Raw genomic sequence first — 22520 nt, forward strand, 5'->3', positions numbered from 1 at the left:
CGGGCGGTGGTCACCTGGACCGTCCTACTCGTCCTGCGGCCGCGGGGCCACCGCTCCGGCGCTGGTCACCGGCCCGGGGGACGCAGGCCGCGGACCGTCCCGGCCAGCGCCCGCGCGGTGAGCCGGCCGTCGGCCAGCCCCAGGGCGACGACGTCGTCGAACACCCGCCGGTCGGCCGCCGCGGCGCGGACGGCGGCGTCCATGAGCGCCGGCCACCGGGACAGCTGCGAGGCCGCCGACGACGACCGCAGGTGCCGGCCCAGCCGCCGGCGCAGCGCCGACCGGTAGCGCGCCCCGGCGCCGGTGCCGTCCCGCGCGCACGCCCCGGCCAGCGCCCCGGAGAGGACGGCGTAGAAGATCCCCTCCCCGGTCAGCGGGTTGACCAGCGAGGCGGCGTCCCCGGCCAGCAGCACCCGGCCGTCGGGCTGGCGCGGGCGCTCGGTGGACAGCGGCAGCCGGTGCGCCCGCAGCGCCGTCGGCTCGACCCCCGGCAGCAACCGGGCCAGGCCCTCGAGCAGCGCCGCCCGCGTCGCCCCGCCGGAGACCAGTTCGCCGTAGCCGGCGTTGACCCGCCCGTCGCCGACCGGGAACGACCACGCGTAGGCCGGCCACCGCCGCTCGGTGGTGACCAGCACCTGGGTGCCGGGCCGGCCGGGCGGCTCGGGGGCGTAGCCGCGGATCGCCACGGCCAGCCGGTCGGGGCGGTTGGTGCGCAGCCCCAGCGCCCGGCGGACGACGGACTCCGCGCCGTCGGCCCCCACGAGCACGCCGGCGCTCAGGGCGCCGTCGACGACCACGCCGTCCGGGCCGGCCACCACCCGGCGCACCGCGTGCCGGCGCACCTGGGCCCCGCGCGCGCGGGCGGCGGCCAGGAGCCGCGCGTCGAGCACCAGCCGCGGGACCACGTACGAGGGCCGGGCGACGTCCCGCTCGACGGTCGCGCCCCGCGGCGAGCGCAGCGACAGCCGCGGCACCGGCGGGTGCCCGGCGACCACCGCGGCCGGGTCGACCCCGAGGCCGGCGAGCACGTCGAGCGCCTCGGCGGCCACCCCGTCGCCGCACACCTTGTCCCGCGGGAAGCCGGCCCGGTCGAGCACCAGCACGGAGGCGCCGGTGGCCCGGGCCGCGAGCGCGGCGGCCGCTCCGGCCGGGCCGCCGCCGACGACGACGACGTCCCAGCGCTCCACCCGACCGACGCTAGGTGGCCCGGCTCAGCGGCGCACGATCACGGGGGCGTGGGCGTCCACTTGCGCTCGGGGTGCTCGTAGGCCTCGATGAAGGCCAGCAGCTCCGCCGCGCTGCCCACCACGCCGAGCGCGTCGAGGCGGTGGGCGTCGAGGTAGCCGTCCTCGACCATGCGCTGCACCTGGTCCAGCAGCGGCTGCCAGAACCCGTCGACGTCCACCAGCACGACCGGCTTGGCGTGCAGCCCGAGCATCCCCCAGGTCCAGGCCTCGAACAGCTCCTCGAGGGTGCCGGCCGCGCCGGGCAGCGCCACGAAGGCGTCGGCCAGCTCGGCCATGCGGGCCTTGCGCTCGTGCATCGACCCGACGACCTCCAGCTGCGGCAGCCCCGGGTGAGCCAGCTCGTCGTCGACGAGGTGCTGCGGGATCACCCCGATCACCTCGCCCCCGGCGGCCAGCGCCGCGTCGGCGACCACGCCCATCAGCCCGACGTGCCCCCCGCCGTAGACCAGCCCCACCCCGGCGCGCGCCAGGTCGGAGGCGAGGGCGGCGGCGGCCGCGCGGTGGGACGGCGGCCCGCTGCGGGATCCGGTGAAGACGGCGACGCGCACGCCCCGAGCCTGGCACGTCCGCCCGGGGCGTCCGCCGCGCCCCCGCCCCGCCGCGGTTCACTGGTCGGCGTGTTCACCTCCACCGACGGCTGGGTGCGGTGCGACCTCGGGCACCGGCACTGGGGCCTGGTCGGCGCGGCCGGCCTCCTCGTGCACCGGGACGGCGACGACGGCCCCGAGCTGCTCCTCCAGCACCGCGCGGTCTGGTCGCACCACGGCGGCACCTGGGGCACCCCCGGCGGCGCGCTGCACGCGGGGGAGAGCCCGGAGCACGGGGCGCTGCGCGAGGTCCGCGAGGAGCTGGGCCTGGACCCGGCCGACCTGGTGCTCGGGCCCTCCTCGGTGGACGACCACGGCGGGTGGTCCTACACCACGGTGCTGGCCCGGCCGGTGCGCCGCATCGAGGTGGCCGACCTGCGGCTGGACGGCGAGAGCGACGGCGTGGCCTGGATCCCGGTCGCCGACCTGGTGTCGGTGCCGCTGCACCCGGGGTTCGAGGCCTCGCTGGTCCGCGTCGCCGCCCTCCTCCCCTGACCGGGGGGCGCGGGCAGCCGGTGACCAGGTGACCTGGTCGTCGCCGGTCCTGGCTCACCACCGTGGAAGGACCCCGCCCTCCTCACCGCTCGCAGGCTCGCGGCGAGCCTCGGGACGGGGCCGGCCCGCAACGGTGCGCCCGGACGACCGGCGACCGGCGGCCGGGGTCAGGCCGGGGCGACGGTCACCGACAGCGCCCGGTGGTCGCCGACCGCCAGCCGGGTGGCCGCCGGGTCGTGACCGGCCAGCCCGTCCCCGACGGCGAGCACGTGGTCCAGCTGCAGCCGCGGACCGTGCGCCGGGAAGCTGGGCAGCCGCACCAGCGGGTGGCCCCCGGCCAGCCGGGCGGGCACCCGGCCGGGCAGGTTGAGGTCACCGGCCAGGACGACGGGCCCGCGCAGCCCCGCCATCCACCGGCGCAGCCGCAGCAGCTGGCGCACCGCGGTGTGCGGCGCGAACGACAGGTGCGTGGCGACCACGGTCACCGCGTCCAGCCGGGCGGCGACGGCGACCCGCGGCTCGTCGGGGATCCACCACCAGCGCGGCCGCCCGGTGCGCGGGTCGAGGGCCTGCATCGGCAGGCGGGCGCGGCCGGCGCCCAGCCCGAGCACCGACCACTCCCGCACGGGCAGGCGGCTGAGCAGGGCGATGCCGTAGGCGGGGCCGTCGGCGGTGCCGTCGTCCGGGCCGCGCAGGGCCGGGGGCGCCGGCCGCCAGCTCCGGAAGGGGTCGGGGGTGCCCGCCACGGTCGCGGCACCGCGCCAGTGCCCGGCGTCCAGCGCCCCGGCGAGGACGGCGGCCTGGTCGGTGCCCTGCGAGCGCGGCTGGGCGGCGTCCACCTCCTGCACCGCGAGGACGTCGACGTCCAGGCCGGTCACCGCCGCGGCGAGCTGGTCGGGGCCCAGCACCGCGCCGCCGGGACCGCGGCCGCCGGCGAGGTTGAGGGTGCCCACGCGGACGGCGGGGGCGGGCGGCACGCCCCGGACGCTACCGGGGCCGGCGCCGTCCGGCCGGACACGCGGGGCTGTACCGGACCGTACCCGAACCGTTACCTTACGTCGTCGCTGTCACCCGTTCGGAGGAACCGGCCGTGAGCTCCCGCCACCGCTCCCGTCGCACCGCCCCAGGTGCGTCCCGTCGGCGCGCTCGCCGCCTGGCCGGACTGCTCATGCTGCTCGGCTGCGTCGCGGCCCTGGTCGCGGTGCTGTCGGGGGCGTCCCCGGGCACGGCGACGGTGGCGGCCGAGGGGCGGGTGCAGGAGGCCCCGGCGGCGTCCCCCGCCGGGACGGGCAGCGGCCTCTCCCGCGCCTGGAGCCGGCCCCCGTCCGGCTCGGAGGTGCCCGCGCCGACCGTGTCCCCGGGGGCCCCGCCGCCGGCCGGGGCCACGTGGGCGCCGGTGGGTACGGGCCCGGCCGCGACCGGCACCACAACCCTGCCCGGGGGCGGCGGCGCCCCGGCGCCCGACGTCCCGGCGGGTGCGGCGACCGCCGCCGGCACGACCCCGGCCGGCACGTCGTCCCCGGCGGCGCCCGTCGCGCCGGGGACGACGCCCCCCGCCCCGGGTCCCGGAGCGGCCGCCTCCTCCGCCGCGGGGAGCACCCCGACCGCGCCCGGCGGCGCCACCCTGCCCGCGGCCACCACGGCGCCGAGCGGCGCCACGGCGCCGAGCGGTTCCACCGCACCGAGCGGATCCACGGCGCCGAGCGGCACCACCGCCCGCGCGGCGGCGCCGCCCCCTGCGCCCACGACCGACCCGAGGCCGGCCACCACCCCCGCCCCGACGCCCGAGCCCGACCCGAGCCCGACCGACACCGACCCGACCCCGACCGCCACGGCCACGGCCACGGCCACGGCCACGGCTACGGCCACGGCCACGGCCGAGCAGACCGCCGTGCCCGCCCCCGAGAAGCCGGGGCGCCGCCACGGGCACGCCCGGCCGTAGCCGAGCCGGAGCACTAGGTTCGGGTCATGCCCGCCCGCGACGACGTCTCCGAGCTGTTCGACCCCGCCGCGTGGCAGCCGGTCGAGGGCTTCGACCTCTCCGACCTCACCTACCACCGGGCCGTCGACGCCGGGGTCGTGCGCATCGCGTTCGACCGGCCGGAGGTCCGCAACGCCTTCCGGCCGCGGACGGTCGACGAGCTCATCGCCGTCCTGGACCACGCGCGGCTGTCCACCGACGTCGGGTGCGTCCTGCTGACCGGCAACGGCCCGAGCCCCAGGGACGGCGGGTGGGCGTTCTGCTCCGGCGGTGACCAGCGGGTGCGGGGCCGGTACGGGTACGAGCACGAGAAGGCGGCGCCGGCTGCCGGGGGTGGTGCGGGCGGGGGAGGACTCGGCCGGCTGCACGTGCTCGAGGCGCAGCGGCTGATCCGCTTCATGCCCAAGGTCGTCGTGTGCGTCGTCCCCGGCTGGGCCGCCGGTGGCGGCCACAGCCTGCACGTGGTCAGCGACCTCACGCTGGCCAGCGCCGAGCACGCCCGGTTCAAGCAGACCGACGCCGACGTCGGCAGCTTCGACGGCGGCTTCGGCTCGGCCTACCTGGCCCGCCAGGTGGGGCAGAAGTTCGCCCGCGAGGTCTTCTTCCTCGGCGACGAGTACTCCGCCGCCGACGCGCACGCCATGGGCATGGTCAACCGCGTCGTCCCGCACGCCGAGCTGGAGCGCACCGCGCTGGACTGGGGACGGCGGATCGTGGCCAAGAGCCCGACCGCGCAGCGGATGCTGAAGTACTCGTTCAACCTGATCGACGACGGGCTGGTCGGCCAGCAGCTGTTCGCCGGGGAGACCACCCGGCTGGCCTACATGGCCGAGGAGGCCGTGGAGGGCCGCGACGCCTTCCTGGAGAAGCGGGAGCCGGACTTCTCCCGGTTTCCCTGGCACGTCTAGGACCCCGTCGCCCCCCACCGTTCGCAGCCTCGTGGCGGGGCCCTGCGACGGGGCCTTCCAGCAACACCCGGGAGTTCCACTCACGAAGGGCGGAGGAATGATCGTCGAGGTGGTCGGCGGGGCGGACGAGCGCCCCGAGGTGAAGGTGGTGGACGTCGACGAGCTGACGTCCCTGCACCTGGCGCTGGGCGAGGTCACCGACGAGGAGGCCGACGGCGCCCTGCGCGCCGCGGGCCTCGGGCGGCTGGCCGACGCCGAGACCGGGTACCTGGACCCGGCGGCCCTGCGCGCGTCGGCGGAGCCGCAGGCGCGGGCCGCCGACTGGGCGCAGCGCTGGGACGGGATGCTGGAGTCCGCCCGAGACCGGGGCTGGGTGGCCGACGACGGGAGCCTGCAGGTGCACGTGGAGAGCGCCGCGGGTGCGTGAGACCGGTCCCGTGCGGGGGCGGCAAATTGAGAAAGTAAGGAAAAGCGGGTCGGAACGGTTGCGGGTGATTGTGGTGACCCCAATCCGGAGTCCACGATGGCCTGCGTCGGGATGAGCCAGGAGAGGGGCCGAGAGGTGACAGGGACGCCGGGGCGCCCGCTGAGCGCGGAGCTGTCCGAGCAACTGCTGACCGTGGCGGTCGACATCCTGGCCGAGGACGGGTGGGGCAAGCTCAACAGCGACCGGGTCGCAGCCCGTGCGCGGGCGGGGAAGGCCGGGATCTACCGGCGCTGGCCGACGATGGCGGCGATGGCCCGGCACGCGGTCAGCCGCACCGCGGTGGTCGCCGCCCCGGTCGACACCGGGTCGCTGCGGAACGACCTGGCCGCGCTCGTGGACCGGTGGCGCCGTCCGCTGGACCGGGAGGAGCGGGCCGTGGCGAGCCTGGTCGGCGCCGCGCGCCACGACGACGAGCTGCGGGCCGGGCTGGAGGCCGCGCTGGTGCAGCCGCTGGCGGCGGCCGTGGCGGAGATCGGGGCCCGCGCCGAGGCCCGCGGTGAGGGCCTGCCGCCGGCGCGGCTGGCGCTGCTCGGCTCGGTGCTCGAGGCCTTCTGGTGGCAGCGGTTCACCGCCGGGGCCGGTCCGATGGCCGACGACCAGGTGCAGCGGGTGCTCGACGAGGTGCTGCTGCCGATCGTCCGCGTGCCCGCCGACGAGGCCGCCTCCGTCTGACCCCGGTCAGCGCCGGGAGCCGGTGGCCGCCGCGGCCGCGGCGGCCAGGCCCCCGAAGACCTGCGCGGCGACCCGGCGGACACCGGCCTCGCCCGCCGCGGGGTCGGCGACCGGGTGCCCCGTGCGCAGCTCCCGGATGAGCGTGCCGACGGCGGCCAGCCACACCGCGGCGGTCACCCGGGCCGCGGTGCCGGGTGCCGCCGGGCCGGCCACCCACGGGGTCCGGTCGGCGGAGAAGAGCGCCTCCTTGCCGGGGAAGTGGTTGAACACCGTCTGGACGGCGACGTCGGCGGTGGCCGCGACCTCGGCGACCGTCACCGCCTCGAAGCCGCGCTCGGTGAACAACCGGTCGGCGGTGTCCCGCACGTGCTCCCGCGTCCGGGTCCTCTTGCGCGCCCAGCGGTCCTGCGTGTCACTCACGGTGTCCACGATGACTGCGCTCCGCAGCCGGGTTCAGGCGGGTGCGATGCGCCGCCAGTCCTCGAGCACGGCCCGGGCCCACGCGTCGACCAGCACGGTCAGGTCGATGACGTCGAGGTCCGCCGCGACGTCGGCGACCGTCGTCCGCCACACCGCCGGCGGCGCCGTGCCGTCCGGGACCGCGGGGGAGGCCGTCCGGGTGGCCAGGGCGGCGAGGGCGGCGCGCACCCGGTCGGGTCCGGCCGCGGCCGTGTGCTGGGCGGTCCAGGCGGCCTCGGCCAGGGCGAGCGTGGCCGCCGGCCGCGGGTCCGCGCCGTCCTCGTCGCGCAGCCCGCGCGTGGTCTCCTCGAACAGCCGGGCGCAGGCGGCCGTGGGGAGGGCGTCGGGCTCCGGGGCGGCGAGCACCGATCCGCAGCCGGGGCACTGCACCGCGGCGTCCGCGTCGGTGCGGGCGGGCGGGACGGCGGGCGACGGCGAGGGCACCCGCCGATCGTGCCCCACGCCGGCCGCCCGAGCGGTCCGGCTCCCCGTCCCGCGGTTGACCGGGGTGCCGCGAGGGCACCGCCCCGGCGTGACGCTGCGCGTGGGGCTCGTCGGTGCCGGTGGGGTGGGCGCCCGGCACGCCCGCACCCTGGCCGGGTTCCCCGACGTCGAGCTGATCGGGGTCACCGACCCCGCGCCGGGGGTGGCCGACGCCCTGGCCGCGGACCTCGGCGTCCCGGTCGCCGCGGACCTGCCGAACCTGCTGCGGCAGCGGCCGGACGCGGTCTGGCTGTGCGTGCCGCCGTTCGCCCACGGCGGGCCCGAGCTGACCGCCGTCCGCGCGGGCGTGCCCTTCCTGGTGGAGAAGCCGCTGTCCACCGGCCTGCCGGTGGCCGAGGAGGTGGCCGCCGCCGTCGCCGCGGCGGGCCTGCCCACCGCCACCGGCTACCACTGGCGCCACCTCGACACGGTGGCCCGCGCCCGGGAGGTCTGCGCCGCCGCCCCGCCCCGGCTGGTCGACGCGACCTGGCTGGACAAGGTCCCCCCGCCGGCCTGGTGGCGGCGGCGGGAGGCCTCCGGCGGCCAGGTCGTCGAGCAGCTCACCCACGTGCTCGACCTGGCCCGGCTGCTGGCCGGCGAGGTCGCCGAGGTCCGCGCCCTCCCGGCCCCCTCGACCGGTGAGGGGCGGGACGTCGACGACGCCACCGCGGCCCTGCTCGCCTTCGCCGGCGGGGCGGTGGGCACCGTGACCGCCGCCTGCACGCTGCCGGCCAAGGTGCGCGCCGGCCTGGACGTCGTCTGCGACGGGGTGGCGGTCGAGCTGACCGAGACCGGGCTGACCGTCACCACCCGGGACGGCGTCGAGACCCGGCAGCCGGAGGTCGACGCCCGCACCGCCGTCGACCGGGCCTTCGTCGACCTGCTGGCCGGCCGGCCGCCGGCCCCGGGGCTGGTCGACTACGCCGAGGCGCTGCGCACCCACCGGGTGGGGGTGGCGATCGCCGAGTCGGCCCGCACCGGCGCCGCCGTCCGCCCCTGACGGTCCGTCCCCGACGCGGAGTGGCACGGCGCGGGGAACGCGCCCCTCCCACTCCGCTACCGCCCGGCCCGCCGCAGGACCTCCGCGTAGAGCCGCAGGTAGCCGTCGGCCATGACGGCGGGGGCGAACCGGCGCCGGGCCTGGGCCGCGCACACCTCCGGGTCGATCGCGTCGAGCCGGCCCAGCGCCGCCGTGAAACCCGCCTCGTCGCCGGCCAGCCACCCGGTGCGGCCGTCGTCCACCAGGGAGGGCAGGCAGCCGCGCGCCATGGCGACCACCGGGGTTCCGGCGGCCAGCGCCTCGCACACCGCGGTGCCGCCGGGTTCCTCCCAGCGGATCGGGAACAGGACCGCCCGGGAGGTGCGCAGCAGCTCCTCCTTCACGGCGCCGCCGACGCTGCCGATCCAGCGGGCGGACCGGCCGTCGAGGTGCGGCGCCACCTGGTCGGTGAACCAGGCGACGTCGGGGTGCGAGCGGGCCGGGTGGTCGGGGTCGGCGAGCGCGGCGTCGAGGGCCGCGCGGTCGGGCAGGCCGCCGACCGGGCCGGCGAGCACCAGCGGGACCCCGGCCGCGCGGCAGGCCCGCAGCGCGGTGTCGACGCCCTTGGACTCGCACAGCCGGGCGAGCAGCAGGACCCGGTCGGCCCGCCGCTCGCGCGGCACCGGCGGCCGCTCGTCGACCGGCACGGCCAGGGGGACGACGCCCACCACCTGCTCGCGCAGCCGCGGGGCCGCCCGCGCCACCTGGCTCTCGGAGACCCCGGCGAAGAACACCCGCCCGCGGCCGTCGAACGCCGCCCAGAAGTCGGCGTTGCGGTGCAGGTCCCAGTGCAGCGTGCCGAGCACCGGGGGGCCGGCGGTGTCGAGGGCGCCCAGCACGGCCGGCCCCACCACCTCGACGTGCGTGTGCACCAGGTCGAACGGCCGCCCGGCGACGGCGTGGTCGGCGACGGCGCGCAGCACCGCCTGCTCGTGCGCGTGGGCGGTGCCCACCACCCGCGGGTAGGGGCCGCCCAGCACCTCGAACCGGCCGGTGGGGAAGGCGCTGACCAGCCCGTCGACCGGCAGCGCCGAGTCGCCGGGGGCGGCGAGGACGACGGTGTGCCCGCGGGCGCGCAGCTCGGTGGTGAGGGTGGCCACCACGTTCTCCACCCCGCCGTAGCCGGGCGGGGGCACCGGGAGCCACGGCCCGGCGTCCATGAGGACCCTCACGGCCGTGGGGCGCCGCCGCGGGCGGCCGCGCGCCGCACCGACCGCATCGGCGGGCGCTCGGCGACCCCGACGTCCCAGGTCACCCCCTCCAGCCCGTCGGTGGTGCGCAGGAACTGCAGCAGCTCGGTGGCCGGCCGCCCGCCACCGGGCCGGCGGGCGAGCGCGGTCTGCAGGATCTGCCCGGCCATCCGCCCCAGCGCCGCGTCGGGTTGGTGGCCGTGCCGGCGGGTGCCGAGGTCGACCTGGGCCAGGGCGTCGAGCCCCGCCAGGGCGGCGAGGTCGACCAGCAGGCCGAGCTCCACGCCGTACCCGGAGACGAACGGCACCCGCTCGAGGAGGTCCCGCCGCCCGGCGTACTCCCCGGACAGCGGCTGCACGAAGCCGGCCAGCTCCGGCCAGAAGGCGTTGATCAGCGGCCGGGCGACCAGCTCGGTGACCCGCCCGCCGCCGGAGGGCACGATGCCCTCGACGGTGGCGAGCGGGCGGTCGTAGAGGGCCTTGACGTAGCCGACGGTCGGGTCGGTGAGCAGCGGGCCCAGCAGGCCGACGACGAACTGCGGGTCGAAGCCGATGAGGTCGGCGTCGACGAAGACGACGAGCTCACCGGTCGTGGCGTGCAGCGACTTCCACAGCGCCTCGCCCTTGCCGGGGCGCCCGCCGTGCCCGGGCAGCACGTCGGCGGCGGTCACCACCGTCGCCCCGGCGGCGGCCGCGACCTGCGCGGTCCGGTCGGTGGAGCCGCTGTCGACGACGACCAGCTCGTCGACCAGCGGATGGCGCTCGACCAGCTCGGCCCGGAGGGCGGCGACGATGTCGCCGACGGTCCGCTCCTCGTCGAGGGCGGGCAGCACCACGCTCACCGTGGCCCCGCCGTCGGCCTTGCGCTCGAGCAGCTCGGCTGCCCGCCAGGTGCCCGCGGTGTAGGTGCGGGCGGTCAGCCAGTGCCGGACGTCAGGCCGCACGTGCCCTCCCGGGGAGGCGGTGCCGACGCCCTCGTCGGCACACGGGCCCGTCGCGCCGGGACGGCGGACCCGGACGGTCCCGGGCGGCTGGTCCGAACCCGGGCTGCTGGTTCTACCGGATCGCGGGCCCCACGTCGCGCCCGAGCGTCCTCGGGCGCTCAGCCGACCTCGTCGGTGCGCGCCCGGTACTCGGGCACGGTGGCCATCGGCGGGCGCTCGTCCACGGCCACCGCGGTGCTACCCGGCACGAACGCCGTCCCGTCGTGGGTGAACTGGGTGAGCAGGCCGCCGGGGTCGGTGCGCAGCCGGCCGGTGCGGGCGAGGACCGTCGACACCACCTGGCCGGCCATCCGGCCGAGCGCCACCTCGTCCTGGGAGGTGTGCCGCCGGACGCCGAGGTCGACCTGCGCCAGCGCGGACAGCCCGACCAGGTCGAGCAGGTCGACCAGCAGCCCGACCTCCACCCCGTAGCCGGAGACGAACGGCACCTGCTCCAGCGCCGAACGCCGGCCGGCGTACTCGCCGCCCAGCGGCTGGACGACGCCGGCCAGCTCGGGCCACAGCGCGTTGAGCAGCGGGCGGGCGGTGAGCTCGGTGACCCGCCCGCCGCCGGCGGGGCGCACCCGGCCGCCGACCTCCAGCGGCCGGGTGTAGCAGCCCTTGACGTAGTCGACGCCCGGGTCGGTGAGCAGCGGGCCGAGCAGCCCGGGGACGTAGTGCCGGACGTCGCCGAGCAGGTCGGCGTCGAGGAAGACGACGAGGTCCCCGGTGGTGGCGGCCAGCGACTTCCACAGCGCCTCGCCCTTGCCGGGCCGGCTGCCGTGGGCCGGCAGCACGTCGCCGGCGGCCACCACCTCGGCACCGGCGGCGCGGGCCACCGCGGCCGTGCCGTCGGTCGAGTCGGAGTCGACGACGACCAGCTCGTCGACCAGCGGGGCCTCCTCGACCCACTGCCGGCGCAGGTCGGCGACCAGCTGCCCCACCGTGGCCTCCTCGTCGCGCGCGGGGAGGACGACGCTGACCCGGTGCCGGCCGCGGCGCTTGGCCCGCAGCAGGCGGTCGGCGTCCACCGCGTCGAGGGAGGGGACCGTGGTCGTGCGGGTCCGGAACCACGCACCGGCGTCGGGTCGCATCGCACCACTCTCGGGGACGGCCGTCCCCCGGCGCCACGGCGGTGCCGACTGTTCACACGGACGTCCGGCGGCCGTCATCGGGCTCGGAAGCCCGGGACGGTGGCAGGCCCGGGGAGCCGCTCGTACGGTGGGGCGGTTGGACCGAGGTCCGGGGGGACACGGCGGAACGCGCGGAGGGCATGGCGGAACGCTCGGCTGGACACCTGACGCGGCGGCGCCCTGCCCGGGGCCCCGCCGCGGTCGTCGTCCACCTCCTCGACCTCGCCGACCCCCGGTGGGACGCCGCCGGGGCCGCCGCCGTCCTCACCGCCGGCGAGCGCGAGCGCGCCGAGCGCGGCGTCCCGGCCGTGCGGCGCCGCCGGCTCCTGGTCCGCGCCGGCCTGCGCCGGGTCCTCGGCGGGCTGCTCGGCGTGCCGCCGGCCGCGGTGCCCCTGCGCGGCGACCGCGGCCGGCCGCTGGTCGAGGGGGCCGACCTCGGCCTGTCCTGCTCGGCCAGCGGGGACCTCGCCCTGGTGGCGGTCGCGGCCGGCGCCCGGATCGGGGTCGACGTGCAGCAGCACCGGGACGCCGAGGCCGCCGCCGCGCCCGCTGAGGGCTGGCTGGCCCCCGCCGAGCAGGCCCGGATCGCCGCCCTGCCCGTGGCCGCCCGGCTGCCCGCGGTCACCCGCTGCTGGGCGCAGAAGGAGGCCGTGCTCAAGGCGCGGGGGACGGGGCTGCGCCGTCCCCCCGCCGACGTGGTGACCCCGGTGGCCGACTCCGGGCGGGTCGGGCCGGAGTGGGTGACCGCGCTGCCCGTCCCGGCCGGGTCGCTGGCCGCCCTGGCGGCCGACGTCCCCATGCCCGCCCCCGGTGTCGTCCTGCTCCCCCCAGGAGGTCCACGGTGAAGACCCAGTCCCCCGCGGCCCGGACCGCGGCCCCGCAGGTCGCCGGCTTCCGGGCGCGCGCCGAGACCGTCGCCGGCCGCCCGCTGCCCACGCCCGGCGCGCTGCACGCCTGGTCGGTGGCCTCCCCCCGCGACTTCTGGCGCACGTTCCTCGACTGGTCCGGCCTGGTCTGGGAGGGCTCGGCCGACCCGGTGCTCACCGACGGGGACGTCCGGACGGCGCGGTTCTTCCCCGGCGTCCGGCTCAACTACGCCGAGAACGCGCTGCGGGCGGTGGACGGCGCCGGGGACGACGCCCCCGCCCTGACCTCCGTGCACGCCGACGGCTCGGTCGAGCGGTACACCCGCGGCGAGCTGCGCGCCGCCGTCCGCCGGACCTCCCGCGCCCTGGCCGACCTCGGCGTCGGCCCCGGCACCACGGTCCTGGCCGTCGCCCCCAACACCGCCGCGGTCACCGTCGCCGCGCTCGCCGTCGCCGGGCTGGGCGCCGCGCTCTCCACCGCCACCCCGGACATGGGCCCGAGCACGCTGCTCGGCCGGTTCGGCCCGGTGCGGGCGGCGACCGTGCTGGTGGACCGGACCGGCATGGCGCGGCCCGACGCGCCGGCCGACGCGGTGCTCGCCGCGGTGCTCGCCGGCCTGCCCGCCACCGAGCGGGTGCTGCTGCTCGACGACGGGCCGCTGCCCGCCCTGGAGGGGGTGGCCGTGGCCCGCCTCGCCGACCGGGTGGCCGCCGTCCCGGCCGGCGACCCCGGCCCCGCCTGGCCCCGGCAGGCCTTCGACGCGCCGCTGTGGGTGATGGCGTCCTCCGGCACGACCGGCCCGCCGAAGGCGATGGTGCACGGCACCGGCGGCTCGCTGGTCGAGCACGTCAAGGAGCACCGGCTGCACGGCGACCTGGGCCCCGGCGACACGCTGCACTTCCACACCACCACCGCCTGGATGATGTGGAACTGGCAGCTCTCGGCGCTCGCCGTCGGGGCGCACGTGGTGCTCGGCGACGTGCCGCTGACCGGGCCGGACACGCTGTGGCGGCTGGCCGCCGAGCACGGGGTCACGGTGCTGGGCACCAGCCCGGCCTACCTGCAGCTGTGCCAGGACGAGGGCTACCGGCCGCGCGAGGAGGTGGACCTCTCCCGGCTGCGCGCGGTGCTCTCGACCGGCGCCGTGCTGCACGACTGGCAGTTCCGCTGGGTCGCCGACGCCGTCGGCGACGTGCCGCTGCAGTCGATCTCCGGCGGGACCGACATCCTCGGCTGCTTCGTCCTCGGCTCCCCCGAGCTGCCGGTGCGGCCGGGCCGGTCGCAGGCGCTCAGCCTCGGCCTGGACGTCGCCGCCCTCGACGACGCCGGCCGCCCGGTGCTCGGGCAGGTCGGCGAGCTGGTCTGCCGCAACCCGTTCCCCTCCCGCCCGACCGGCTTCCTGGACGACCCGGACGGCGAGCGCTTCCGGGCCGCCTACTTCGCCGAGCACCCCGGGGTGTGGACGCACGGCGACCGCATCGAGATCGACGCCGACGGCTCGGCGCGGGTGCACGGCCGCTCGGACGGCGTGCTCAACGTCGCCGGCATCCGGATCGGGCCGTCGGAGATCTACACGATCGCGCGGGCGCTCCCCGGGGTGGCCGACGCCATGGCGGTCGAGACCCGCGACCCTGCGGCGCCGGGCGGTACCCGGCTGGCGCTGCTCGTGGTGCTGCGGCCCGGGGTCGCACTGGACGACGCGCTGGCCGTCGCGATCCGGACGGCGCTGCGGCGGGAGGGGTCTCCGGCGCACGTGCCGGACCTGCTGCTGGCCGTCGACGAGCTCCCGCTGACGCACAACGGCAAGCGGTCGGAGGCCGCCGCCCGCGCGGTGCTCGACGGGGAGCCGGTCCGCAACACCGCGGCGCTGCGGAACCCGGGGTCGCTGCAGGGCATCGCGGAGGCGGCGGCGCGGGCCGCGGCACCCGTGGCGCCCGCCGCCTCCGCGACCGCGTCCCCGGCCGCGGACGGGCCGGAGGCCGGGCTGCACGACGTGGTGGCCCGGGTGTTCACCGAGGTCCTCGGCGCCCCGGTGCCCGACGACCGGGACTTCTTCGACGCCGGCGGCACCTCCCGCAGCTCGATGACGGTGCTGCGCCGGCTCCGCAGCGAGCTGGGCCGCCCGGTGGGCCTCGAGGTGTTCGCCGCCGAGCCGACCGTCCGCGGCCTGACCACGGCCCTGGCCGAGGCCGACCCGGCGGGGGCGACGGTGGAGCCGCTGCGGGAAGGGGCGGCCGGTGAGGCGCCCCTGGTCCTGGTGCACGGGGCCTTCGGGGACGTCGACGCCTACCGGGCCTTGGTCGAGGCGCTGGACACCGACGCCCCGGTGTACGGCCTGCCGGCACCCCTCGACGAGGACGGCGGGGTCGCCGAGCTGGCGCGCCGGCACGTCGAGACGGTCTCCGCGGTGTGGCCGACCGGGCCGGTGCGGCTGGCCGGCTACTCCTTCGGCGGGCTGGTGGCCTACGAGATGGCCCGGCTGCTGACCGCCCGGGGCAGGGAGGTCCCCTTCCTCGGCCTGCTCGACGTGCTGCCGCCCACCGGCCGGCTGTCCCGGAACCGGCAGCGGCTCTACCACCTGGCGGCGCTGCTGGCCCGCTTCGTGCCGGGGATGGCCGAGGACGGCCCGGTGGACTTCCTGCGGGCGAGCCCCCTGGCTCCGCTGCTGCGCCTCGAGCCGGCCCCGCCGGCCCCCGAGGAGGCGGCGCTGCGGCGCAGCGAGGAGCTGTTCAACGCGCACGCGTGGGGCCCGTACGGCGGCCGGGTGAGCTACTTCCGGGCGCGCCGGCGGATCCCGGTGATCATGAACCAGCTCGCGGTGTGGCGGCGGGTCGCGCCCGACCTCGCGGTCGCCGACGTGCCCGGGGCGCACCACGACCTCCTGGCCGCCGAGCACGCCCCCGGGCTGGCGCGGGCGGTGTCGGCGGCGCTGGCGGCCTCGTCCTCGGCTGCGTCGACCGCGGCCGCGTCGTCCTCCGCCGCGTCGTCCGGTGCGGCGTCCTCGGCCGCGCCGGCGTCGGGGCGCTCCGGCCCGCCGCCGCCCGGCTGACACCGGGCCCGTCCCGGCCGGCACCGGGATCCGCCGGGGCCCGGCTGACACCGGCCCCGTCCCGGCCGGCACCGGGAGCCGCCGGGGCCGCCGGCGGGTCAGGCCGGGACCGCCGGCGGGTCAGACCGGGACGTCGGCCGCGGGGGCGGGGGACCGCCGCGCCCGCGCGGTGACGCTGTCCGGGCCGACCTCGGCGCCGTCCCCGGTGGGCTCGGGGTGGCCGAGGTCGGTCAGCCAGCCGCGCAGCACGTGGTGCAGGTGCTCGGCCCCGACGACCTCTCCGGGCGGCCGGAACGAGCGCGGGTGCAGCAGGAAGCCGAGCTGCTGCGGGCCGCCGAGCCCGCCGTGCGAGCCGACGTGCGGCTCGAAGGCCGACGCCTCGTCGGTGTGGGGGTCGTACCGGCTGTTGACCACGACGTCGGCGCAGTGCCGGAACGTCGAGCCGCGGGCCACCAGGCGGGCGGCGTGCGGGCCGTAGGGGGCGAGCGGGTCCTCGCCGAGCACCTCGCCGGTGGCCAGCCGGTGCACGCCGTCCCGGCCGAGCACGACGGGGCCCTGCTCGGCGGAGTGCACCAGCAGGAACCCGACGCCGTCGTGGTCGACCAGCCCGGGCAGCAGGGCCGGCCAGTGCTGCTCGATCTCCTCCAGCGGCACCCGGCCCGGGATGTCGGGGAAGGAGACCATCGCGGTGTGGCCGGAGACGGCGACGACGACCCCCGGGGCCACCCGCGGCACCTGCCCGGCGCGGTCGGGCGGCAGCTCGTGGTCGTGCGGCCGGCCGCTGCCCCGCTCGGCCCGCTCGCGCAGCCGCCGGGCGATCGGGCCCGCGCCCTCGGCCAGGGCGGCGCCGACCTGCCAGCCCTCGGTCAGCCGGCGGCTGTCGCGAGGGCCGGTGAGGTGCCCGGTGCCGGCGCCCGAGCCGCCGCAGAGCCGCCCGACGAGCGCCTCGACCGTCTCCCCGAAGCGGGTGGCGAAGGACTCGCCCTGGGTCTGGCCGTGGTCGGACAGGCAGACCAGGTGGTACTCGCGGGGCGCGAGCTGGGCGGCCCGCTGCAGCCGGCCGATCTGCTGGTCGATGGTGCGCAGCACGGCCAGGCTGTCGGCCCGCTCCAGCCCGGCGTGGTGGGCCGCCTCGTCGTAGCCGAGGAAGTCCGCGTAGGCGACCGGGCGGCCGGCCAGCATGTCCTCGAGCAGGGCGAAGACGACGACGTCCCGGCTGATCACCGTCGTCCCGGGACGGGCCAGCGGGTAGAGGCCGCCGCGGGAGGTGCGCGGCCGGACGTCGTCGCGCCGCTCCCGGGCCGCGGCGACCAGCTCCCGGCCGATGTCGACCACGGAGACCGCGAGGGTGCGCAGCGCGTTCACCGGGTTGGCGAAGTAGGCGTAGTAGCCGGTGCCGACCCGCTCCCGGCGGCGGGCCCGGCGGGCGCGGGCGGGCACCACGTGCGCCAGCGAGCTCATCGTGAGGCTGACGTGCGTGGCGTCGCCGGTGAACAGGTTGCCGCGGCTGGCCCCGCCGCCGGCGAGCAGCCCGCGGCCGTCGGAGAGCCGCCGCTCGATCTCCGCGGCGTCGGTGGGGGAGGAGACCCGCACGATGCGGTCGCGGTCCTTGTCGTACCAGCGGAAGCCGGGGACGTCCTCGTTCGACCCGTGCAGGATGCCGCTGACCGCCGCGCCGGTCTGCGAGCTCCAGTCGGTGTGCCAGGAGGTCAGCGCGTGGCTGCCCGAGCGCAGCCAGGCGGAGAGGACCGGCATCGAGCCGTCGCGGACCGCGCGCCGGGCGGTCTCGTACGACAGCGCGTCGATCTGCAGGAACAGCACCCCGGGCGGGCGGTCGCCGTCCGGGGGCGCCCGCCGGGCCCGCCGCCGCGCGCGCCGGAAGAACAGCTCGTCCTCGTCGAGGGCGAGCACGCTGCTGACCACGCCGGAGACCGCGGCCATGATCACCCAGACGACCAGCGCGGTGGGCAGCCCGGCGATGACCACGCCGGGCACGAGGAAGGACAGCCCGAGCACGGCCGCGCCCAGCATCAGGAAGCTGCCCAGGCCGAGGGTGAGGAAGGCCAGGGGCAGGGCGATCCGCATGACCAGGGGCCAGGCCACCGCGGTGAGCAGCCCGAGCAGCAGCGCGATGACCGGGGGCTGCCACCAGGAGGCCATGGTGAAGGTCCGCAGCCGGTCGTCGAGCAGGACCAGCGCCGCGGTGGTGGCCGCCCAGGTGAGGACCAACCGGGCCGGGGTGCGCCCGGCCTGCAGGACGCGGCCGACGACCCGGGGGGCCGCGCTCACGCCGGACCGCAGCGGGTGGCGTCGGGCCGGGCGCCGTCGGCTGCGGCGGCGTCGGGACAGGGTTCGACCGGTTCCCGCGCCCGGCGCCGGTGGCTGCCGACCAGGTTGAGCAGCGCGCCGACCACCAGGACGAGGACCGTGGCCAGCAGGACGGCGGTCAGCGGCGAGTCGAAGATGCCGCCGCTGACCACGCCGAGCAGCGAGTAGGCCAGCGCCCACAGCGCGGCGGCGGTGAACGAGGCGGGCAGCAGCCGGCGCCACGGGTAGGCCAGCGCTCCGGCCGCCAGCAGCACCGGGATGCGCCCGGCGGGCAGCAGCCGGCCGACGACGATGATCTGCCAGCCGTGCTGCCGGAACTGCTCGCGGACCTCGGCGATGCGGTCGGCGTGCTGGCCGCGGGCCACCCAGCGCACCGCGGCCGGGCCGCCGAACCGGCAGATGGTGAAGGTGACGACGTCCCCGGTCCAGGCCGCCAGCGTGGCGACGAGCACCACCAGCGGCAGGTTCAGCCCGTGCGCGGTCATCGCGAACGCCGCCCCGGCGCCGACGATCGCCCCGGTCGGCACCACCGGCGCGATCGAGCCGAGCAGCACGCCGCCGAAGAGGACGGGGTAGCCGATGCTCGCGCCGTCGGTCCAGCCCGAGGCGAGCGCGCTCATGCCGGCGTCCCGAGCAGGACGGGGTGACCGGGGAGGGTGACCGCCACCCGCGTGGGCAGCGCCCGGGCGGCGACGGCGGCGGCGAACTCGTGCGGCGGGGAGGTGAGCAGCCGGCGCATCCGGCTGCCCAGCCGCGGCAGCGCGGTGGCCCCGCGCACCGCGAGGGTGCCCCAGTGCACCGGCACGGCCAGCCGCGGACGCAGCCGGGCGACCGCCTCGGCCGCCTCCTGCGGGTCGAGGTGGCCGGGGCCGAGCGAGGGCCCCCAGCCCCAGACCGGCAGCAGGGCGACGTCGAGGGCGCCGGCGAGCTCGCGCATGCCGTCGAAGAGCCCGGTGTCGCCGCTGACGTAGACGGTCTTCCCGCCGCCCTCGAGCAGGTGCCCGACCGCGCGGGTGTCGGGGCCGGAGGTGAGCCGGGGCCCCCAGCGGTGGCCGCTGTGCGCGGCCGGGACGGCGGTCACCGTCAGCGGGCCGTGGGCGAAGGACTCCCCGGGGGCGACCTCCACGACGTCGCGCAGCCCGCGCCGGCGCAGCCAGGACCCGGCGCCGCGGGGCACGGCGACCCGGACGTCGGGCCCCAGCCGGCGCAGCGAGGGCAGGTGCAGGTGGTCGCCGTGCAGGTGGCTGACGAGGACGAGGTCGACCCCGGCCCAGGTCTCCGGCGCCGGCGGGGGCACGACGCGGCGCAGCGGCCCGACCCGCGAGGTGAGCAGCGGGTCGGTGAGCACGGTGACCCCGGCCAGCTCGACGCGGACCGTCGAGTGCCCGAGGAAGTGCATCGACGGCCCACCCACCGCTCCAGTATCGGGCCGGGGAGTGACAGGACCCAGGGGATTCACCCCCATCAGCAGCCCGGGACCACCCTGGTTCCCGGGCTCCACCGGCCGTTCACCCGCCCGCCACCCGCCGGCCCCTCCCCCTTCCGGCCGCCTTCCCTTTTCCGGCCGTTCCCCGGTGGGCCCACCCGTTCCGCCCCCTTCCCCGGTGATCATGGGCGTCTGGCCGGTCGCTGCGGCGAGTCCGCGCGTGTCCTCGGCAAGAGGCCCGTGATCACCGCGGCCGGGCGGGGGCCGTCCACACCCCGGGGCAGCGTCCACAGGCCGTCGTCCCCACCGCTACCGAGCGGCCCGGGCCAGCACGGTCGCCGGGTGACCGGCATATAGCTGGGCGAGGCCTGCACCTGGGCGGCGGCGCGGGCGGCCGGCGCCACGCGGGGGCGGATCCGGCGGGACGGCGTCCGGCTGGGCAGGGGCCTGTACCTGTCCTCGGCCGCCGAGCCCGACCTGCGCACCCGGTGCGCGGCATGGGCGCCGGTGCTGCCGGACGACGCCGCCTTCGGCCTCTGGACGGCGGCCGAGCTGCTGGGTGCGCCGGCCCGCCGTCCCACGGTCCACGTGGTGCTCAGCCCCCGGTCGTCCCTGCCGCGGCGCAGCGGCCTGGTCGTGCACGCCCGGGGGGTCGAGCCCGCCGACGTCGTGGACCTCGAGGGCCTCGCCGTGACCTCCGGCTCCCAGACCTGGCTCGACCTGGCACCGCTCCTCCCGCCGCAGGAGCTCGTCGCGGTCGGGGACGCGCTGGTGCGGGGCGGGCACCTCACCGCCGGCGACCTGCTCCGGCGACTGGAACGGGCGGGCGGCCTGCGGGGCGTCGTCCGCGCCCGCGAGTGCGCGCCGCTGCTCGACGGGCGCTCGGCCTCCCGGCCGGAGAGCCTCACCCGGTACTGGCTCGTGACCAGCGACCTGCCGGCCCCGGAGGTGCAGGTGCCGGTGCACGACCGCCGGGGCCGGGACGTGGTCCACGCCGACCTGGGGTGGAGCCGGTGGCGGGTGGCGGTGGAGTACGAGGGCCGCCAGCACGCCGAGCCCGACCAGTTCGGCCGGGACGTCGACCGGTACTCGCTCATGGCCGCGGACGGCTGGCTGCTGCTCCGCTTCGCCGCACGGCACGTCGACGGCCCGGCCGTGGTGGTCGACCGCTGCCGCCGGGCCCTGCTGAGCCGCGGCTGGCGCGCGGGCTCACCGTGATGGGCCCCTCCCCGCCGTGGTCGCCCGTCCCGCCACCTCCCGCCGCGGTGGTCATGGTCCCTTTCCGGGCGTGACCGCGGCCGCGGGGTCGGTCACCCGATCGGATGTCACCCTCCGCAGCCGGACCAACCCGTGCAGAAACCCCTGGCCGGTCCGGTGACCCTCTGGCACGGTGCGCCGGGCTCGCACGCAGGGTGCGGGCCCGTGTACCCCAGGAGTGCATCGATGCAGGTCCGCACGTTCCTCACCGGCAGCGCGCTCGCCGCGGCGGCCGTCCTCACCGCGGCCGTCCCGGCGGTTGCCGCACCGCCGGCGCCGACGATGGAGGCCGACGTCCTTGGCGTCGTCCGGATCGACCGGGACGACCCCACGGTCGGCTACGTCAAGGCCCGGTACCGCTGCGAGGGCGGCGAGCAGGTCGGGCTGTGGGTGTCGGTCAAGCAGACCGCGGACCGCACCGCCGACCCGGCCCTCGCCCAGGAGGGCAGCAGCCGGATCTCCGCGGCCTGGAGCGACAGCCACCGCAACCCGATCACCTGCGACGGCCGGTGGCACGTCGACGAGTTCACGGTGGACCAGCTGGAGCCGAACTGGGACCCGGAGGTCCCGCGGCCCGGTCCGGGAGCTCTGGCGCGCGGCGAGGCCTACGTCCAGTTCTGCATCACCGATCCCGCCCTCGGCGAGCACGGGTTGCTGGTCAGCCAGAACGAGTTCGTGCACGTGCGCTGAGCTGGACCCGGGCATGGAGGAGGCCACCCGCCCCGCCGGCCGGGGGGCCACCACCACTACCGCCCCCCCACGTGGCGCCACCACCCTAATCCCGCCCCCCCCCGCCCCCCCAGGGACACGGGGCGGGGCCCGCCCGGGGGGGGGGGGGGGGGGGGGGCCGGTCCGGTGCCGGTCGAACGCGGGACCGCCCCCCCCCGGGCGGCGGTCCCCCCGGCCGGGACGCCGGCGGCCCCGTGCCCCCGGGCCCTCGGGCAGCTGCGGCTGCTCACGTGGCTCCCGGTCGGCGCCCTGGGAGCGCTGCTCGCGCTCAGCGTGCTCGCTCCCGGGGCGGCCGCGGCGGCGGCGGTCCCGGTCGCGGTGGCCGGCGCCGTCGTCGGGATCCCGCACGGTGCGGCCGACCACCTGGTGCCGTGGTGGTGGTCCGGCGCCCGGCGGGCCCCCCGCCGGGCGCCGGCCGCCCTCACCGCGGCCTACGGGCTCGTCGCCGGCGCCGCCGCGGCGGCCCTGGTGCTGGCGCCGGCCCCCGCGCTGGCCGCCGCGCTCGTGCTCTCCGCGGTGCACTTCGGCCGTGGCGAGGTGGTCGCCTGGGCCGAGCGGGCCGGCCGGCCCGTCCCGGGTCCGACGACCGACGCGCTGCCCGCGGCCGCCGCCGGCCTGGCCGTGGTCGGCCTGCTCCTCTGGCGCGACCCGGCCACCACGGACCCGTGGCTGCGCCTGCTCTCGCCCGCCGTGGCCGACGCGGCGCTGGCCTCCCGGGCGGCCGGGCTGGTGCTGGTCGCGGTGACCGTCGTCGCGGCCGTCACCGCGCTGGCGCTCCGGCACCGGGCCGGCGAGGCCGCGGAGCTCGCCCTGATCTCCGCGGTGTTCGCGGTGGCGCCGCCGCTGGCCGCCTTCGGCGTGTGGTTCGGCCTGTGGCACGCCGTCCGCCACACCGGCCGGCTGCTCGACCTCGCCCGGGCCGCCGGCGGGGACCGGACCTGGCGCGCGGCCACGGCCCGGCTGGCGCGGGCCTCCGCCGTCCCCACCGCGGCGGCGCTGGCCGCCGTGGCCGCGCTGTGGCCGCTGCGCGACGCGGTGGGCCTCGAGGTGGTGGTCGGCGTCCTGCTGGCGCTGACCTTCCCCCACGCCGCGGTGGTCTGGGCGCTCGACCGGCGGGCGGCCCGCCCGGGCCCGGCACGCCGGCCGGCGGGCTGAGTGCGCCCGGGCCTGACATCCGTCAGGTCCGGGTCCCGACGTCCC

The 22520-nt window shown here is 78.7% G+C and carries 21 protein-coding genes; 10 read left to right on the forward strand and 11 right to left on the reverse strand.

What is annotated here, in order from left to right:
- Positions 1-65 precede the first annotated feature (65 nt).
- Together ACI8AC_RS06875 and ACI8AC_RS06880 are read right to left on the reverse strand one after the other, a co-directional pair.
- Positions 66-1187 carry an NAD(P)/FAD-dependent oxidoreductase gene (locus ACI8AC_RS06875; RefSeq protein WP_456896488.1) on the reverse strand — a complete coding sequence of 374 codons (1122 nt, stop codon included), beginning with the start codon at positions 1185-1187 and terminating at the stop codon, positions 66-68.
- 38 nt (positions 1188-1225) lie between these two features.
- A complete protein-coding gene (locus tag ACI8AC_RS06880) occupies positions 1226-1795 on the reverse strand; it encodes an LOG family protein (RefSeq protein ID WP_456896490.1) in 570 nt (189 codons plus the stop codon).
- A gap of 69 nt (positions 1796-1864) precedes the next feature.
- Between ACI8AC_RS06880 and ACI8AC_RS06885 the strand changes: the two genes are divergently transcribed.
- Entirely contained in the window at positions 1865-2329 is a 465-nt protein-coding gene (locus ACI8AC_RS06885) for an NUDIX domain-containing protein (protein ID WP_456896492.1), read from the forward strand.
- Positions 2330-2496: 167 nt separating this feature from the next.
- Here the strand turns inward: ACI8AC_RS06885 and ACI8AC_RS06890 are convergent, their stop codons facing one another.
- Entirely contained in the window at positions 2497-3306 is an 810-nt protein-coding gene (locus ACI8AC_RS06890) for an endonuclease/exonuclease/phosphatase family protein (RefSeq protein WP_456896494.1), read from the reverse strand.
- Positions 3307-4297: 991 nt separating this feature from the next.
- Between ACI8AC_RS06890 and ACI8AC_RS06895 the strand changes: the two genes are divergently transcribed.
- The 3 genes from ACI8AC_RS06895 (at position 4298) to ACI8AC_RS06905 (ending at position 6377) form a co-directional block, all read left to right on the forward strand.
- Positions 4298-5218, forward strand: coding sequence for a 1,4-dihydroxy-2-naphthoyl-CoA synthase (locus tag ACI8AC_RS06895; protein WP_456896495.1), 921 nt, complete (start codon positions 4298-4300; stop codon positions 5216-5218).
- Between the two features lie 97 nt (positions 5219-5315).
- Complete coding sequence (locus ACI8AC_RS06900; RefSeq protein WP_456896497.1) at positions 5316-5645, forward strand: hypothetical protein; 330 nt, start codon at positions 5316-5318, stop codon at positions 5643-5645.
- A gap of 135 nt (positions 5646-5780) precedes the next feature.
- The gene (locus ACI8AC_RS06905) at positions 5781-6377 is read left to right on the forward strand and encodes a TetR-like C-terminal domain-containing protein (protein WP_456896499.1); all 597 of its coding nucleotides are present in this window, start codon (positions 5781-5783) and stop codon (positions 6375-6377) included.
- 6 nt (positions 6378-6383) lie between these two features.
- On the opposite strand, the gene ACI8AC_RS06910 is transcribed toward ACI8AC_RS06905, so the two are convergent.
- Together ACI8AC_RS06910 and ACI8AC_RS06915 are read right to left on the reverse strand one after the other, a co-directional pair.
- Complete coding sequence (locus ACI8AC_RS06910; RefSeq protein ID WP_456896501.1) at positions 6384-6797, reverse strand: helix-turn-helix domain-containing protein; 414 nt, start codon at positions 6795-6797, stop codon at positions 6384-6386.
- Between the two features lie 33 nt (positions 6798-6830).
- Positions 6831-7280 carry a DUF5946 family protein gene (locus ACI8AC_RS06915; RefSeq protein WP_456896503.1) on the reverse strand — a complete coding sequence of 150 codons (450 nt, stop codon included), beginning with the start codon at positions 7278-7280 and terminating at the stop codon, positions 6831-6833.
- Positions 7281-7368: 88 nt separating this feature from the next.
- On the opposite strand from ACI8AC_RS06915, the gene ACI8AC_RS06920 reads away from it, so the two are divergent.
- Positions 7369-8319, forward strand: a complete 951-nt coding sequence (locus ACI8AC_RS06920; protein WP_456896505.1) for a Gfo/Idh/MocA family protein — start codon at positions 7369-7371, stop codon at positions 8317-8319.
- 56 nt (positions 8320-8375) lie between these two features.
- On the opposite strand, the gene ACI8AC_RS06925 is transcribed toward ACI8AC_RS06920, so the two are convergent.
- From ACI8AC_RS06925 to ACI8AC_RS06935, 3 genes are all read right to left on the reverse strand, one after another.
- Positions 8376-9518 (reverse strand): glycosyltransferase, encoded by a 1143-nt coding sequence (locus ACI8AC_RS06925; protein WP_456896507.1) that lies wholly within the window; start codon positions 9516-9518, stop codon positions 8376-8378.
- Positions 9519-9526: 8 nt separating this feature from the next.
- Positions 9527-10492, reverse strand: coding sequence for a glucosyl-3-phosphoglycerate synthase (locus tag ACI8AC_RS06930; RefSeq protein WP_456896509.1), 966 nt, complete (start codon positions 10490-10492; stop codon positions 9527-9529).
- Between the two features lie 158 nt (positions 10493-10650).
- A complete protein-coding gene (locus tag ACI8AC_RS06935) occupies positions 10651-11625 on the reverse strand; it encodes a glucosyl-3-phosphoglycerate synthase (RefSeq protein WP_456896511.1) in 975 nt (324 codons plus the stop codon).
- 179 nt (positions 11626-11804) lie between these two features.
- Between ACI8AC_RS06935 and ACI8AC_RS06940 the strand changes: the two genes are divergently transcribed.
- Complete coding sequence (locus tag ACI8AC_RS06940) at positions 11805-12509, forward strand: 4'-phosphopantetheinyl transferase family protein (RefSeq protein WP_456896513.1); 705 nt, start codon at positions 11805-11807, stop codon at positions 12507-12509.
- Positions 12506-15580 carry an acetoacetate--CoA ligase gene (locus tag ACI8AC_RS06945; protein WP_456896515.1) on the forward strand — a complete coding sequence of 1025 codons (3075 nt, stop codon included), beginning with the start codon at positions 12506-12508 and terminating at the stop codon, positions 15578-15580. Before ACI8AC_RS06940 ends, ACI8AC_RS06945 begins: the two co-directional genes overlap by 4 nt.
- 120 nt (positions 15581-15700) lie before the next feature.
- Here the strand turns inward: ACI8AC_RS06945 and ACI8AC_RS06950 are convergent, their stop codons facing one another.
- From ACI8AC_RS06950 to ACI8AC_RS06960, 3 genes are read right to left on the reverse strand one after another with little or no spacing between them, the layout of a single operon-like run.
- Positions 15701-17869, reverse strand: a complete 2169-nt coding sequence (locus ACI8AC_RS06950) for a phage holin family protein (protein ID WP_456896517.1) — start codon at positions 17867-17869, stop codon at positions 15701-15703.
- A complete protein-coding gene (locus tag ACI8AC_RS06955; protein WP_456896519.1) occupies positions 17866-18528 on the reverse strand; it encodes a DedA family protein in 663 nt (220 codons plus the stop codon). The genes ACI8AC_RS06950 and ACI8AC_RS06955 overlap by 4 nt, the downstream gene beginning before the upstream one ends.
- Complete coding sequence (locus ACI8AC_RS06960) at positions 18525-19322, reverse strand: MBL fold metallo-hydrolase (protein ID WP_456896521.1); 798 nt, start codon at positions 19320-19322, stop codon at positions 18525-18527. Before ACI8AC_RS06960 ends, ACI8AC_RS06955 begins: the two co-directional genes overlap by 4 nt.
- Positions 19323-19841: 519 nt before the next feature.
- Here ACI8AC_RS06960 and ACI8AC_RS06965 point away from each other — a divergent pair.
- The 3 genes from ACI8AC_RS06965 (at position 19842) to ACI8AC_RS06975 (ending at position 22475) form a co-directional block, all read left to right on the forward strand.
- A complete protein-coding gene (locus ACI8AC_RS06965; protein WP_456896523.1) occupies positions 19842-20552 on the forward strand; it encodes a hypothetical protein in 711 nt (236 codons plus the stop codon).
- Positions 20553-20777: 225 nt separating this feature from the next.
- Positions 20778-21281 carry a hypothetical protein gene (locus tag ACI8AC_RS06970; protein WP_456896525.1) on the forward strand — a complete coding sequence of 168 codons (504 nt, stop codon included), beginning with the start codon at positions 20778-20780 and terminating at the stop codon, positions 21279-21281.
- Positions 21282-21446: 165 nt separating this feature from the next.
- Positions 21447-22475: a beta-carotene 15,15'-dioxygenase, Brp/Blh family gene (locus tag ACI8AC_RS06975; protein WP_456896527.1), complete on the forward strand. Its 1029-nt coding sequence runs from the start codon at positions 21447-21449 to the stop codon at positions 22473-22475.
- The last annotated feature ends 45 nt before the right edge of the window (positions 22476-22520 follow it).

This window comes from Geodermatophilus sp. SYSU D00758, from assembly GCF_054049955.1.

Coding starts and splice junctions, on each gene's coding strand:
- ACI8AC_RS06895 (WP_456896495.1), top strand. CDS start 4,298: ATGCCCGCCCGCGACGACGTCTCCGAGCTGTTCGACCCCGCCGCGTGG.
- ACI8AC_RS06900 (WP_456896497.1), top strand. CDS start 5,316: ATGATCGTCGAGGTGGTCGGCGGGGCGGACGAGCGCCCCGAGGTGAAG.
- ACI8AC_RS06925 (WP_456896507.1), bottom strand. CDS start 9,518: ATGGACGCCGGGCCGTGGCTCCCGGTGCCCCCGCCCGGCTACGGCGGG.
- ACI8AC_RS06935 (WP_456896511.1), bottom strand. CDS start 11,625: ATGCGACCCGACGCCGGTGCGTGGTTCCGGACCCGCACGACCACGGTC.
- ACI8AC_RS06940 (WP_456896513.1), top strand. CDS start 11,805: ATGGCGGAACGCTCGGCTGGACACCTGACGCGGCGGCGCCCTGCCCGG.
- ACI8AC_RS06955 (WP_456896519.1), bottom strand. CDS start 18,528: ATGAGCGCGCTCGCCTCGGGCTGGACCGACGGCGCGAGCATCGGCTAC.
- ACI8AC_RS06970 (WP_456896525.1), top strand. CDS start 20,778: ATGCAGGTCCGCACGTTCCTCACCGGCAGCGCGCTCGCCGCGGCGGCC.